This is a genomic window from Allobosea caraganae (assembly GCF_003351345.1).
Lineage (GTDB): Bacteria > Pseudomonadota > Alphaproteobacteria > Rhizobiales > Beijerinckiaceae > Allobosea > Allobosea caraganae.
In genome coordinates this window covers 39,251-53,474 of record NZ_QQTO01000037.1, presented here as the reverse complement: position 1 = coordinate 53,474, position 14,224 = coordinate 39,251, and the positions used below count along the sequence as shown (strand labels likewise).

12 protein-coding genes are annotated in these 14,224 nt (G+C 68.1%); 10 read left to right on the top strand and 2 right to left on the bottom strand.

Features of this window, described 5'->3' with window-relative positions:
* Positions 1 to 65 precede the first annotated feature (65 nt).
* The 6 genes from DWF00_RS24825 (at position 66) to DWF00_RS24795 (ending at position 6,979) form a co-directional block, all read left to right on the top strand.
* Entirely contained in the window at positions 66 to 803 is a 738-nt protein-coding gene (locus DWF00_RS24825; RefSeq protein WP_114831612.1) for a GntR family transcriptional regulator, read from the top strand.
* Between the two features lie 291 nt (positions 804 to 1,094).
* On the top strand, positions 1,095 to 2,585 hold the full coding sequence (locus tag DWF00_RS24820; protein WP_114831613.1) for an ABC transporter substrate-binding protein: 1,491 nt from the start codon (positions 1,095 to 1,097) through the stop codon (positions 2,583 to 2,585).
* Between the two features lie 193 nt (positions 2,586 to 2,778).
* Positions 2,779 to 3,726, top strand: coding sequence for an ABC transporter permease (locus DWF00_RS24815; protein WP_114831614.1), 948 nt, complete (start codon positions 2,779 to 2,781; stop codon positions 3,724 to 3,726).
* A gap of 23 nt (positions 3,727 to 3,749) precedes the next feature.
* Entirely contained in the window at positions 3,750 to 4,577 is an 828-nt protein-coding gene (locus DWF00_RS24810; protein ID WP_114831656.1) for an ABC transporter permease, read from the top strand.
* Between the two features lie 180 nt (positions 4,578 to 4,757).
* Complete coding sequence (locus tag DWF00_RS24800) at positions 4,758 to 6,143, top strand: amidase (RefSeq protein WP_114831616.1); 1,386 nt, start codon at positions 4,758 to 4,760, stop codon at positions 6,141 to 6,143.
* 35 nt (positions 6,144 to 6,178) lie between these two features.
* Positions 6,179 to 6,979: an SDR family NAD(P)-dependent oxidoreductase gene (locus DWF00_RS24795; protein WP_114831617.1), complete on the top strand. Its 801-nt coding sequence runs from the start codon at positions 6,179 to 6,181 to the stop codon at positions 6,977 to 6,979.
* A 31-nt stretch (positions 6,980 to 7,010) separates the two neighbouring features.
* Here the strand turns inward: DWF00_RS24795 and DWF00_RS24790 are convergent, their stop codons facing one another.
* Together DWF00_RS24790 and DWF00_RS24785 are read right to left on the bottom strand one after the other, a co-directional pair.
* Entirely contained in the window at positions 7,011 to 7,583 is a 573-nt protein-coding gene (locus DWF00_RS24790; RefSeq protein WP_114831618.1) for a DUF4337 domain-containing protein, read from the bottom strand.
* Positions 7,584 to 7,646: 63 nt separating this feature from the next.
* Positions 7,647 to 8,573: a tyrosine recombinase XerC gene (locus tag DWF00_RS24785; protein ID WP_114831619.1), complete on the bottom strand. Its 927-nt coding sequence runs from the start codon at positions 8,571 to 8,573 to the stop codon at positions 7,647 to 7,649.
* Positions 8,574 to 8,709: 136 nt separating this feature from the next.
* Between DWF00_RS24785 and DWF00_RS24780 the strand changes: the two genes are divergently transcribed.
* From DWF00_RS24780 to DWF00_RS24765, 4 genes are all read left to right on the top strand, one after another.
* On the top strand, positions 8,710 to 10,896 hold the full coding sequence (locus DWF00_RS24780) for a primosomal protein N' (protein WP_114831620.1): 2,187 nt from the start codon (positions 8,710 to 8,712) through the stop codon (positions 10,894 to 10,896).
* A gap of 209 nt (positions 10,897 to 11,105) precedes the next feature.
* Positions 11,106 to 11,675 (top strand): F0F1 ATP synthase subunit delta, encoded by a 570-nt coding sequence (locus DWF00_RS24775; protein WP_114831657.1) that lies wholly within the window; start codon positions 11,106 to 11,108, stop codon positions 11,673 to 11,675.
* Positions 11,675 to 13,204: a F0F1 ATP synthase subunit alpha gene (atpA, locus tag DWF00_RS24770; RefSeq protein WP_114831621.1), complete on the top strand. Its 1,530-nt coding sequence runs from the start codon at positions 11,675 to 11,677 to the stop codon at positions 13,202 to 13,204. The genes DWF00_RS24775 and atpA overlap by 1 nt, the downstream gene beginning before the upstream one ends.
* Positions 13,205 to 13,340: 136 nt before the next feature.
* Positions 13,341 to 14,210, top strand: coding sequence for a F0F1 ATP synthase subunit gamma (locus DWF00_RS24765; protein ID WP_114831622.1), 870 nt, complete (start codon positions 13,341 to 13,343; stop codon positions 14,208 to 14,210).
* The last annotated feature ends 14 nt before the right edge of the window (positions 14,211 to 14,224 follow it).

Below are 14,224 nucleotides of genomic sequence, written 5' to 3'. Positions count from 1 at the left end.
AAGGCGGGGCGTGATAGCCATGGTGCCGCCCGGTCGCGCCTTGACCGGCGAGAATAGACGAGGCGATGGCTATAGCTGCGCGGGACGATAGCGGGGAGGGGCAACGGCGCGAGCGGCGCTCCCTGCCGTTCGCGCAGGCGCCGGCCGGCCGCGCGACTGCCTCCTCCTTCGTGCAGGACGAGCTCAGGCGCGCCATTCTCGCCATGGAGCTCAGGCCGGGCATGCCGCTGGTCGAGAAGGAGCTGACGGCGCGCTTCGGCATCAGCCGTACGCCGGTGCGCGAGGCCCTGATCCGGCTCAAGGAGGAGGGGCTCGTCGAGATATTCCCGCAATCCGGCACCTTCGTGGCGCGCATTCCCGCCGCGGCGATCCCGGAGGCGGTGTTCATCCGGCAGGCGCTGGAAGGGGCGGCGGTGGAGCTTGCAACGCAGCGCGCGAGCGCGGCCGAGATCGCAGGCCTCGACGCGACGATTGCGCGGCTGCACGAGGCGCAGGAGGCCGGCGACCAGGGCGCGTTCCACCTTGCCGACGAGGCCTTTCACGAAACGATCGCGGGCATTGCCGGCTATCCCGGCGTCTGGCGCATCGCGCATGCGGCCAAGAGTCAGATCGACCGCTGCCGGCGCATGACCCTGCCGGTGCCGGGCCGGATGGAGAAGGTCATCCACGAGCACCTCGTCATCCTCGACGCGATGCGCCGGCGCGACGGCAAGGCGGCGGAGGCGGCGATGCGCACGCATCTCGGCATGCTGCTGCCGGAACTCGTGATCATGCAGGCGCAGAACCCAGGTTATTTCATTTGAAGCTTCGAAAAGCTGGAGCGGAAGCCCCTCCCCCTTGTGGGGAGGGGTTGGGGTGGGGGGCGAAAAGTCAGGGCGCTCAGCTTGGCCAATAGCTGTCTTGCTCATACAAGCAGCCCTGTACCCGGTCGTTCGCCCCCCATCCCCATACCCTTCCCCACAAGGGGGAAGGGAGGAGCTTTGCCGATCGGCGAATTGCCAAGGCATTCAGTGCGACGCCGTCCGCCCGCAGGCTTGCGCTTCGTCAGCCTCCCGCGCCATCCTGCGCCGCGAGGTCTGGCTCAGGAGCAATCGATGACGACGCGGCGCGATCTTCTTGCCGGAGCCGGCCTTGCCGCGCTCGCCGTCCAACTCCCCGCCACGGCCTTCGCCCAGGTCAGGGACAGCGTTATCGTCGCGATGACGCTGGAGCCGCCGACGCTCGACCCGACCTCCGGCGCGGCCCAGGCGATCCGCGAGGTGACGCTGCAGAACATCTTCGAGGGGCTGGTCAAGATGGACCGGGCGGGCAAGATCGTGCCCTGCCTCGCCGAGAGCTGGCAGGTGGCGCCGGACAACTTGACCTACACGTTCAAGCTCAGGCAGGGCGCGCGCTTCCATGACGGCGCGCCCTTCAGCTCCGAGCAGGTGAAGTTCTCGTTCGAGCGGGCGGTCGCGCCGGATTCGACCAACGCCCAGCGCCAGCTTTTCACGCCGATCGCCGAGATCGCCACGCCCGATCCGGAGACGGTGGTGATCAAGCTGAAGCAGCCGACGGCGCTCTTCCTCTATGGGCTCGCCTGGGGCGATGCGGTCATCGTCGCGCCAGCGAGCGCGGCCAACAACAAGACCAATCCGGTCGGGACCGGCCCGTTCAAGTTCGTGCGCTGGAACCGCGGCGACCGGCTCGAGCTCGAGCGCTTCGACGGCTACTGGGGCGAGAAGCCGGCTCTGGCCAAGGCGACCTTCCGCTTCATCTCGGACCCGCAGGCGCAGGTCGCCTCGCTGCTCGCAGGCGATGTCGATGCGCAGACCAATCTCGCCGCGCCGGAGGCGGTAGCGCAGCTCAAGGCCAGCCCGAAGCTCAAGGTCACCTTCGGCAAGACCGAGGGCGAGGTGATTCTGGGCATCAACAACGCCAAGGCGCCGTTCAGCGACCTCCGCGTGCGCCAGGCGATCGCCCATGTGCTCGACCGCAAGACCATCGCGCTCGGCGTCTACGGCTTCGACGTCGACCTGATAGGCAGCCATTTCTCGCCGCTGCACCCGGCCTATATCGACCTGACCAACACCTATCCGGTCGATATCCCCAAGGCGAAGGCGCTGCTGGCGCAGGCGGGCTTCCCGAACGGCTTCAACTGCACCTTGAAGCTGCCGCCGCCGGCCTATGCACGCCGCTCCGGCGAGATCATCGCGGCGCTGCTCCAGCAGATCGGCATCAACGCCTCGATCGAGCCGCTCGAATTCCCGCAATGGCTGGAGCGCGTCTTCCGCGGCAAGGATTTCGACCTGACCGTTATCGCCCATACCGAGCCGCTCGACATCGGCATCTACGCCCGCGACGACTATTACTTCCAGTACAAGAACCCGGCCTTCAAGGAGCTGATGGCCAGGATCGACGCCACGCTCGACGAGGGCCAGCGCAACGAGCTCTACAAGGAGGCGCAGCGGATTTTGGCGCGCGACGCGGTCAACGGCTACCTGTTCGTGCTGCCGAAGATCACCGTGACGGCGGCGGGGCTGGAGGGCATGTGGACCGACTGGCCGCTGCCGATCACGCCGCTCGGCGAGGTGCGCTGGAAGTAGGTCCCAAAGTTGGCTGCATCACCCTCCGCGTCATCCCTGGACGAGCCATACGCTCATCGTCATGGTCGGCCTTGTGCCGACCATCCACGTCTTCGCCTGTCGCGGGCACCGTTCAAGACGTGGATGTTCGGCACAGGGGCGAGCATGACGCAGGGGGGCCGCGCCCCGCGATGAAGTCCATGGGACCTACTGAGTGATCTCCTACATCGCCCGCCGCCTCGTCACCCTCCTCGCCACGCTGGCCGGGGCGGCGCTCGTCATTTTCCTGATGCTGGAGATTCTGCCGGGCGATCCGGCGGCGGTGACGCTCGGGCTCAACGCCGCGCCGGAGGCGCTGGCCGCGCTCAGAGCCGAGATGGGGCTCGACCAGCCGGCGGCGATGCGCTTCGTCAGCTGGATCTGTGGCTTGCTCACTGGCGATCTCGGCCTGAGCTACACCTATCGCGTGCCGGTGGCGCAGCTCATCGGCGAGCGCATGGTCGTGACCTTGCCGCTCGCCTTCATGGCGATCGGGCTGGCGACGCTGATTGGCGTGCCGCTCGGCATCCTCGCGGCGAGCAGGCACGGCCGGCCCACTGACGCAGCGGTGATGGTGTTCGCGCAGCTTGGTTTGGCCGTGCCGAATTTCTGGTTCGGGCTGCTGCTCGTGCTCGCCTTCGCGATCGGGCTCGGCTGGTTGCCGGCTGGCGGCTTCCCCGGCTGGCAGGCCGGTGCGTGGCTGGCCATGAAGTCGCTGCTGATGCCGGCTTTCGCGCTGGCCTTGCCGCAGGCGGCGATCCTGGCGCGGGTGACGCGCTCCTCGATGCTCGACACGCTGCAGGAGGATTTCGTCCGCACCGCCCGCGCCAAGGGGCTGACCGAGCCGGTGACGATGCTCCGGCACGCGCTGCGCAACGCGCTGATCCCGGTCGTGACGATCATGGGCCTGCAATTCTCCGTGCTGATCGCCGGCGCGATCATCATCGAGAACGTCTTCGCGCTGCCCGGCCTGGGGCGGCTGGTCTTCCAGTCGATCGCGCAGCACGACATCATCGTGGTCAAGGACCTGGTGATGCTGTTCGCGGCGCTGGCGATCCTCGTCAATTTCGGCGTCGAGCTGCTCTACGGGCTGATCGACCCGCGGCTGCGCGAGGCGTCGTGAGCGTCGCCGAGCAGCCTGTGCGGATGCGGCGCTGGTGGCAGAGCGCCTCCTTCCTGATCGGCGCGGCGCTGACCGGGCTCGTGGTCGCGGCGGCGCTGGTCTCCTATCTGTGGACGCCCTACGCCCCGACGCAAATGGCGATCCTCAACCGGCTGAAGCCGCCCTCGGCTGCGAACTGGTTCGGCACCGACCAGTTCGGCCGCGACGTGTTCTCGATGATCATGGTCGGAGCGCGGAACTCGCTGGCGGTGGGACTGGGCGCGGTCGGCTTCGGCATGGTGGTGGGGACGACGCTTGGGCTGCTGGCGGCGATGCGGCGCGACGGGCTGCTCGACAACATCATCATGCGGGCGGCCGACTTCACTCACGCCTTCCCGGCGGTGCTGACCGCGATCATGATCACCGCGATCGCCGGGCCGGGCATGCTCAACGCGGTCATCGCCATCGGCGTGCTGAACCTGCCCTATTTCGCCCGGTTGGCGCGCGGCGTCGCGATCCAGGTCTGGACGCGCGAGTTCATCCAGGCGGCGCGCGCCGCAGGGCTGACCAATTGGCAGATCACGCTGCACCACGTCCTGCCCAATGCCGGCGGCGTCATCGTGGTGCAGGCGACGATCCAGTTCGCGCTGGCGATCCTGGCCGAGGCCGGGCTGTCCTATCTCGGTCTGGGCACGCAGCCGCCGAACCCGTCCTGGGGGCGGATGCTGAACGAGGCGCAGACCTTCATGGCGGCGCAGCCCTGGCTTGCGATCTTTCCCGGTGCCGCGATCGCGCTTGCCGTGCTTGGCTTCAACCTGCTCGGCGACGGCCTGCGCGATGCGATCGACCCACGCCTGCGGCGCAGCCGGTGATGTGACATGCTGCTGAATGACCTTAGCCCTCACCCTGAAGAGCCTCCGCCGTCATTGCGAGGAGCGCAGCGACGAAGCAATCCAGGGGCCTCACGCACTCCCCCTGGATTGCTTCGCTGCGCTCGCAATGACGGCGGAGACTCCTCAGGATGAGGTTCAAGTGAATCGAGGAGTTTTGCGATGCCCACCGACCTTGCCGATCTGAGCGCCGTCGAACTGCTTGCCGCCTATGCGGCCAAGCGGCTTTCGCCGGTCGAGGTGACGGAGGCGGTGATCGCGCGGATCGAGGCCTATGAGCCGAAGCTCAATGCGCTCTACGCCTTCGATCCTGCTGCGGCGCGCGCCATGGCCAGGGCATCCGAGGCGCGCTGGTTCAAGGGCGAGGCGCTGCCGCTCGACGGCGTGCCCTGCACGATCAAGGAGAATGTCGCGACCAAGGGGCTGGCCGTGCCGCTCGGCACCGCGGCGCGCGAGCAGGTGATCGCGGAGGAGGACGCGCCGCCGGCGCAGCGCCTGCGCGAGGCCGGCTGCGTCATCCTGGCCAAGACGACGATGCCGGATTACGGCATGCTCTCCTCCGGCCTCTCCAGCTTCCACCCGCTGACGCGCAATCCCTGGGACCTGAGCAAGAATCCGGGCGGCTCATCCGCGGGCGCCGGTGCTGCGGGCGCGGCCGGCTACGGCCCCTTCCATGTCGGCACCGATATCGGCGGCTCGATCCGCCTGCCGGCCGGCTGGTGCGGGCTTGTGGGCTTGAAGCCGAGCTTCGGGCGCGTGCCGATCGACCCGACCTATTACGGCCGCGTCGCCGGGCCGATGACCCGGACAGTCGAGGATGCGGCGCTGATGATGCGCGAGCTGTCGAAGCCCGATGCGCGCGACGGCATGAGCTTGCCGCCGCAGGCGATCGATTGGCTGGCGCTCGACATCGATCTGAAGAGCCTGCGGCTCGGGTTGCAGCTCGATGCCGGGCTTGGCCTGGCGGTCGAGCCGCAGGTGCGGGCCGCGATCGAGGCCGCTGCGACGGCGTTCGTGGCAGCCGGCGCCATCGTTGAGCCGATGGCCCCCTTCCTGACGCGCGAGATGCTGGATGGGCTCGATGATTTCTGGCGCCAGCGCGCCTGGGCCGATATCGGCGCGCTGCCCCCGGAGCGGCAGCAGAAGGTGCTGCCCTATATCCTGGCCTGGGCCGAGGGCGGGCGGAACCTCGACGGACTCAAGGTCTATCAGGGCATGAGCCAGATGATGGCGATGCGCGACGCCGCGCTGAGAGCGAGCGCGCCCTTCGACTTTGTGCTGTCGCCGGTCTCGCCGGTGCCGGCCTTCGCGGCGGAGCTGGCCTCGCCGATCCATGATCCAGCCCGGCCGTTCGAGCACATCACCTTCACGGTGGCGGCGAACATGTCCGACCAGCCGGCGATCTCAGTCCATGCCGGACTGACCTCCGAGGGCCTGCCGATCGGGCTGCAGATCACCGGCCGCCGCTTCGACGATCTTGGCGTGCTCAGGTTGGCCAAGGCCTGGGAGAGCCTGCGCGGCGGCGAGATCGCCTGGCCTCGCCTTTGAATTCCGTAACGAACCATATCTGAGGAGCACGTCCCATGGATCTGATGCTGAACGGCAAGCGCGCCCTGATCACCGGCGGCAGCAAGGGAATCGGCCGCGCCATCGCGCGGCAACTGGCGCTGGAGGGCGTCGATCTGGTCATCGCCGCGCGCAATGCCGGCGAGCTGGAGATGGCAGCCAAGGAACTGGCCGAGGAGACCGGGCGGAAGGTCGTCGGCCTGGTGGTCGACACAAGCGATGACGCCTCGGTGAAGGCAGTGGTCGCGGGTGCGGTTGCGGCGCTTGGCGGTCTCGACATCCTGGTCAACGCTGCCGCCAAGCCGGGCGGGCAGGCGCCGCCGCCCAAGCTGGCCGAGATCACCGACGCCCTGTTCTTCGACGACGTCAACGTCAAGGTGATGGGCTATCTGCGCATGGCGCGGGAGGCCGCGCCGCACATGGCGGCGGCCGGCTGGGGCCGGATCATCAATGTCAGCGGCCTTGCGGCTCGGCAGACCGGCTCGACCATCGGCTCGATCCGCAACGTCGCCGTCGCCGCGTTGACGAAGAACCTGGCGGACGAGCTGGGGCCGAAGGGGATCAACGTCACCGTGGTCCATCCCGGCCTGACCCGCACCGAGAAGACGGCCTCCGTGGTCGCGGCGCGGGCGGCGGCTACGGGAATGAGCGGCGAGGAGATCGAGCGCCGCATGGCCGCCAACGTCACGATCGGCAGGATGGTCGATTCGGCTGAGATCGCCGATATCGTCGCCTTCCTGGCCTCACCGCGCAGCGTCGCGATCAACGGCGACGCCATTGCCTGCGGCGGCGGTGCACTGGGCGCGATCCATTATTGAGGCGGCTCGACACGTCCGGCCGACGAAAGCCTCAGAACAGGGCGGTCGGCGCGAACTGGGCCAGCAGCATCAGGGCAAGGCCGAACAGGCCGAGCCCGGCGCCGGTCACCGCCAGCAGGCCGACTCCGGTGATGATCGCAGCGGATGAGATGACGATGGCGATCTGGAGCAGGCCGGAGGCGATGTCGTATTTGTCGTCGCGGGCGCTGGAGATGTCGCGCTGGGCCTCGGCCGCCTTGGCGCGGACGACCAGCTCCTTGCGGCCTTCATTGGTCTCGGGCTCGGACTCGTAGCGCGCGACGGTCTTCAGCCAGTCGTCGATGCGCTTCTGCATGCGCTCGCGCGCGGCCGGATCGGTGACGCCGACCATCCCGGCCTCCATCTCCTCGGCGGCGGTGCGCACGGTCGTGCTGCGGATCGTCTTGGCCTGGAAGAAGGCCCAGAGGTTGGAGGCCTCGATATTGCGGGCGAGCGCGTCCTGCTCGGCGCTCTTGCCACCGATCTCGGAGAAGGCGAGCAGGAGTGCCAGAAGCGCTATGAGCAGGGCAATGCGCTTGTTGCCGCCGCCGTGGTTTTCGGCGGCCTCGGTTGCAGGCGACGACATGATTCGGATTCCCCCGGAGTTCCCCGCGCAATGGCCGGGTTCCGGTTGGGAAGCAAGCGGTAGCTAGCGCTGCGCGCGGGGATGCGCCGCATCGTAGGCCGCCATCAGACGGGCCGAATCGATGCGGGTGTAGATCTGCGTCGTCGAGAGCGAGGCGTGGCCGAGCAGCTCCTGGATGGCGCGCAGATCGCCGCCGCGGCCGAGCAGATGCGTCGCGAAGGAATGGCGCAGGCTGTGCGGCGTCGCGGATGAGGGCAGGCCGAGCGCGCCGCGCAAACCCTCGACCGCGAGCTGGATGATGCGCGGCGAGAGCGGCCCGCCCTTGGCGCCGAGGAAGAGCGGCCCCTCCGGCGGCAACCGCCAGGGGCAGAGCTTGATGTACGCGTCGATCGCTGTGACCACGACCGGCAGGACCGGGACCATGCGGGTCTTCTGGCCCTTGCCGATGACGGTCAGCGTATCGCCAGGGCCTTTCGGCGCCTGCGAGCGGGTCAGCGAGAGCGCCTCCGAGATGCGCAGGCCGCTTCCGTAGAGCAGGGAAAGCACTGCGGCGTCGCGGGCCAGCACCCAGGCCTCGCGCTCTTCGCCGGCGCGGATGTCGACCTGGGTCACCGCCTTGGCGGCTTTCGCATCGAGCGGGCGCGGTAGCGACTTGCCGATGCGCGGGCCGCGCGTCGCGGCGAAGGCGGAGGCGGTGAACTTGCCGGTGCGCTCGCCGAAGCGGGCGAAGGAGCGCAGCGACGCGAGCTGGCGCATCAGGGTGCGGTTGCCGACGCCGTCGCGCCGGCGCTGGCCGAGGAAGGCGCGCAGGTCGAGCGGCTTCAGGGCCGCGATGTCGGAGAGGGACGGGGCGCCGCCGAGATGGCCGTCGAGGAAGGCCGAGAACTGGCCGAGGTCGCGGCCATAGGCTTCGAGCGTTTTTGGCGAGAGGCGGCGCTCGCCGGCGAGATGGGCGAGCCAGCTTTGTCTGAGGGTGTCGAAGTCGGTCATGGCTTATCTGCCGTCATGCTCGGGCTTGACCCGAGCATCTCTACCCGCGCCTGACTCCCGAGGAGATGCTCGGGTCAAGCCCGAGCATGACGCTCTTGCCTTAACAGCTGCCGAATCGGTGCTAGAGACTGGCGCCATGAGCGACGAGCAGACGAGCGGGGAGGGTGGCGGCACGGTCGATGTGCTGATCCCGCTCGGGCTGGACCAGGCCTATAGCTACGCCGTGCCGCCGGGCCTGAGCCTGAAGGTCGGCGATGTCGTGCAGGTGCCGCTCGGCCCGCGCGAGACGGTCGGCGTGGTCTGGGAGATCGGCTCCGGACGCGGCGGCAACCTCAAGCGCGTCAGCGGCCTCTACGACATGCCGCCGCTCGATCCGGCGTTGATGAAGCTGGTCGACTGGGTCGCCTGGTACACGCTTGCGGCCAAGGGCTCGGTGCTGGCGCTGGCGCTGAGGCGGCCGCCCGACGACACGCCGGAGCGGCCGAAGCTGGGCGTGCGGCTGGCTGGGGCGCCGCCGGCGCGGATGACGCCGGCGCGGGCGCGGGCCATCACCGCCGCCGAGGGCGGTTTGCTGATCGCAAAATCGGCTCTGGCCGAGGCGGCTTCGGTCAGCGCAGCCGTGATCGATTCGCTGGTCGATGCCGGCACGTTCAGCATCGAACCGATGCCGCGCGAGCAGATCGCGACGGCGCCCGATCCCGATTACGCCAAGCCGGAGCTATCGGAGGGCCAGGCGGAGGTGGCAGCAGCGCTGGCGGCTTCGGTGAAGGCCGCCGCCTACAACGTCACTCTGCTCGAAGGCGTCACCGGCTCCGGCAAGACCGAGGTCTATTTCGAGGCCGTGGCGGAAGCGATCAGGCTGGGCCGCCAGAGTCTGATCCTGATGCCGGAAATCGCTCTTACCGCGCAGTTCATCGACCGGTTCGAGGCGCGCTTCGGCGTCAAGCCCGGCCTGTGGCACTCGGCAGTGACCGGGCGCAAGCGGGAGCGGCTGCAGGCGGCGATCGCGGGCGGTGAGGCCAAGGTCGTGGCCGGCGCGCGCTCGGCTTTGTTCCTGCCGTATAAGGACTTGGGCCTGATCGTCGTCGATGAGGAGCACGAGGCCGCCTACAAGCAGGAGGACGGCGTCAGCTACCATGCCCGCGACATGGCGGTGGTGCGCGGCAAGATCGAGAGCGCGCCGGTGATCCTCGCTTCGGCGACGCCCTCGCTGGAGACGCGCGTCAATGCCGAGCGCGGGCGCTACACCCATCTCAAGCTGCCCGAGCGCTTCGGCGGGCGCGAATTGCCGGGGCTGGGGCTGGTCGATCTCCGGCGCGACAAGCCGGAGCGCGGGCGCTGGATCTCGGGCGCGCTGGTCAAGGCGATCGAGACCAATCTGGAAGCGAAGGAGCAGTCGCTGCTCTTCCTCAACCGGCGCGGCTATGCGCCGCTGACCTTGTGCCGCGATTGCGGCCACCGCTTCCAATGCCCGAACTGCACGGCCTGGCTGGTCGACCACCGCTTCCGCCGGGCGCTGGTCTGCCATCATTGCGGTCATGTCGAGCGCCGGCCGCATGAATGCCCGGCCTGCCATACGCCCGAAAGCCTGACCGCCTGCGGGCCGGGCGTCGAGCGGCTGGCCGAGGAGGTCGCGACGCTTTTTCCACAGGCGCGCTCGATCGTGCTCTCCAGCGATTTTCCTGGAGGCACCGAGCGGCTGAAGCAGGAGCTGATGGCGGTGGCGCAGGGCGAGTTCGACATCGTCGTCGGCACGCAGCTCGTCGCCAAGGGCCATAACTTCCCGGGCATGACGCTGGTCGGGGTGATCGACGCCGATCTCGGCCTGACCTCGGGCGACCCGCGCGCGGCCGAACGCACCTTCCAGGTGCTGCGACAGGTGACCGGGCGCGCAGGGCGAGGGGAGAAACCGGGCCGCGCCCTGCTCCAGACGCATGACCCGAGCCATCCCGTGCTGACGGCGCTGATCTCGGGCGATCCGGAGCGGTTTTATGCCGCAGAGACCGCCGCGCGGGAGGCCGCGGGCCTGCCGCCCTTCGGCCGGCTGGCGGCGCTGATCGTCTCCGGAAACACGCAAGCCGAGGCCGAAAGCCATGCCCGGGCGCTGGCACGCTCAGCCGACGCTCCGGCCGGCGTGATGGTGCTGGGGCCGGCGGAAGCGCCTCTGGCGGTGCTGCGCGGGCGCCATCGCATGCGTCTGATCGTGAAAACGGCGCGCGAGGTCAATCTGCAGGATTACCTGCGCTCATGGCTGAAGCGCGGGCCGAAGCCGAAGGGTTCCGTGCGGGTCCAGGTCGATGTCGACCCGCAGAGCTTCCTTTGAAGCCTTCCACAGGCGGGGAATTACGCCGCTTTGATGGCGATCTACGGATTGCGCCCCCCAAAACCACATGCTAGTGCACCGCCACATTCAGGCGTGGGGCCGCGATCTTCGGCCCTTCGTCAGACGATACATCGCAGCGCCAGGACAATGCACTCCACCCTCGCTCCTGAGGGTCGCCGGTGCGGTCCTTTGAACGAGAGATGTCGAGCGTGGCTGAAGGCGGATCGGATCAGACATTGGTGTCGGGCGTTGCCGGGCGCTATGCCACGGCGCTCTTCGAACTGGCCAGCGAGGCCAACGCCATCGATGCCGTCTCCGCTGACCTGAACAGCTTCAGCGCGATGATCGCCGAAAGCGCCGATCTCAAGCGCCTCGTCACCAGCCCGGCCTTCTCGGCCGAGGAGCAGGTCGCGGCCGTCAAGGCGCTGCTCGCCGCCGCCGGCATTTCCGGCATCGCCGGCAACTTCATCGGCTTCGTCGCCAGCAAGCGCCGCCTGTTCGCGTTGCCCGGCATGATCTCCGGCTACCGCAACCTCGTCGCCGAGGCCAAGGGCATCGTCAGCGCCCAGGTCACGGTCGCCGAGGAGCCCTCCGCCAAGCGCCTCGACGAAATCCGCGCGACGCTCAAAGCCGTCGCCGGCAAGGATGTCGACGTCGCGATCAAGGTCGATCCGGCGATCATCGGCGGGCTCGTCGTCAAGATGGGTTCGCGCATGGTCGATGCGTCACTGAAAACCAAGCTCAATTCAATTCGTCTTGCCATGAAAGAGGTCGGCTGATGGAAATCCGCCCCGCTGAAATCTCCGCGATCCTGAAGGCTCAGATCAGCAATTTCGGGTCGGAAGCCTCCGTCACCGAAGTCGGTCAGGTTCTCTCCGTCGGCGACGGCATCGCCCGCGTCTACGGCCTCGACAAGGTCCAGGCCGGTGAGATGGTCGAGTTCGAGAGCGGCGTGCGCGGCATGGCGCTCAACCTCGAGAGCGACAATGTCGGCGTCGTGATCTTCGGTTCCGACCGCGAGATCAAGGAAGGCCAGACGGTCAAGCGCACCGGCGCGATCGTGGACGTGCCGGTCGGCAAGGAGCTGCTCGGCCGCGTCGTCGACGCGCTCGGCAACCCGATCGACGGCAAGGGCCCGATCAAGGCCAAGCAGCGCTCGCGCGTCGACGTCAAGGCGCCCGGCATCATCCCGCGCAAGTCGGTGCACGAGCCGATGGCGACCGGCCTCAAGGCGATCGACGCCCTGATCCCGATCGGCCGCGGCCAGCGCGAGCTGATCATCGGCGACCGTCAGACCGGCAAGACCGCCGTGGCGCTCGACACGATCCTGAACCAGAAGGCGATCAACGAGGGCACGGACGAGGGCCAGAAGCTCTACTGCGTCTACGTCGCGATCGGCCAGAAGCGCTCGACCGTCGCCCAGTTCGTGAAGGTGCTCGAGGAGCGCGGCGCGCTCGAATACTCGATCGTCGTCGCGGCCACGGCCTCGGACGCCGCCCCGATGCAGTTCCTGGCGCCCTTCGCCGGCTGCGCCATGGGCGAGTATTTCCGTGATAACGGCATGCACGCCGTCATCATCTACGACGACCTCTCCAAGCAGGCCGTCGCCTACCGCCAGATGTCGCTGCTGCTGCGCCGCCCGCCGGGCCGCGAAGCCTATCCGGGCGACGTGTTCTATCTCCATTCCCGCCTGCTCGAGCGCGCCGCCAAGATGGGCGACGCTGCCGGCAACGGCTCGCTGACCGCTCTGCCGGTCATCGAGACCCAGGCCAACGACGTCTCGGCCTACATCCCGACCAACGTGATCTCGATCACCGACGGCCAGATCTTCCTGGAGACCGACCTGTTCTACCAGGGCATCCGCCCGGCGGTGAACGTCGGCCTCTCGGTCTCGCGCGTCGGCTCGGCCGCTCAGACCAAGGCGACCAAGAAGGTCGCCGGCAAGATCAAGGGCGAGCTCGCGCAGTACCGCGAGATGGCCGCCTTCGCGCAGTTCGGCTCCGACCTCGACGCCGTCACGCAGCGCCTGCTCAACCGCGGCGCCCGCCTGACCGAGCTGCTGAAGCAGGCGCAGTTCTCGCCGCTGAAGATGGAAGAGCAGACGGTCGTGATCTATGCCGGCGTCAACGGCTATCTCGACCCGCTGCCGGTCAACAAGGTGCGCGCGTTCGAGGACGGCCTGCTCTCGCTGGTCCGCTCGAAGCACGCCGACCTGCTGAGCGAGATCGGCTCCTCGAAGGATCTTTCGGACGCGAACGCCGCGAAGCTGAAGGCTCTCGTCGAGGACTACGCCAAGTCCTTCGCCTGATCCGCAGGCGTCATGGTCGGGCTCGTCCCGACCAGCCGCGCCTTCGCTGCGAATGCGGCGAACGCGGCAGGTGAGATTGAGGTTCTAGACGTAGATGGTCGACACCAGGTCGACCATGACGGGGTGAGAGCGCCAGATGCCTTCTTTGAAGGACCTTAGAAACCGCATCGCTTCGGTGAAGGCGACGCAGAAGATCACCAAGGCCATGCAGATGGTCGCGGCCGCCAAGCTGCGCCGCGCCCAGGCGGCGGCCGAGGCGGCGCGTCCCTATGCCGAGCGCATGGAGACGGTGCTGGCCAACCTCGCCGCCGGCGTCTCGGCCGACGGCGCGCCGAAGCTGATCGGCGGCACGGGCTCGGACAAGGTCCAGCTCCTGGTGGTCTGCACCGCCGAGCGCGGCCTGTGCGGCGCCTTCAACTCGTCGATCGCCCGTCTGGCGCGCGACAAGGCGCTGGCGCTCAAGGCCGAGGGCAAGACGGTCAAGATCATCTGCGTCGGCAAGAAGGGCTATGACGTCCTGCGCCGTCAGTTTGGCGCCGATATCATCGAGCTGATCGACCTGCGCGCCTTCAAGCAGCTCGGCTTCGCCAATGCCGAGACGATCTCGCAGAGCATCCTGGCCCGCTTCAATGCCGGCGAGTTCGACGTCGCGACGCTGTTCTTCTCGAAGTTCAAGTCGGTGATCTCGCAGATCCCGACGGCACAGCAGATCATCCCGGCGCAGATCACGGCCGGCACGAAGGTCAGCGAGTCGGTCTACGACTACGAGCCCGACGAGACCGAGATCCTCGAGACGCTGCTGCCGCGCAACCTCACCGTCCAGGTGCTGCGTGCCATCCTCGAGAATGCCGCCTCCGAGCAGGGTGCGCGCATGTCGGCGATGGACTCCGCCACGCGCAACGCCGGCGAAATGATCAAGAAGCAGACGCAGCTCTACAACCGCTCGCGTCAGGCGATGATCACCAAGGAACTGATCGAAATCATCTCCGGCGCGGAAGCGCTGTAAACGCCTAAGGCCTG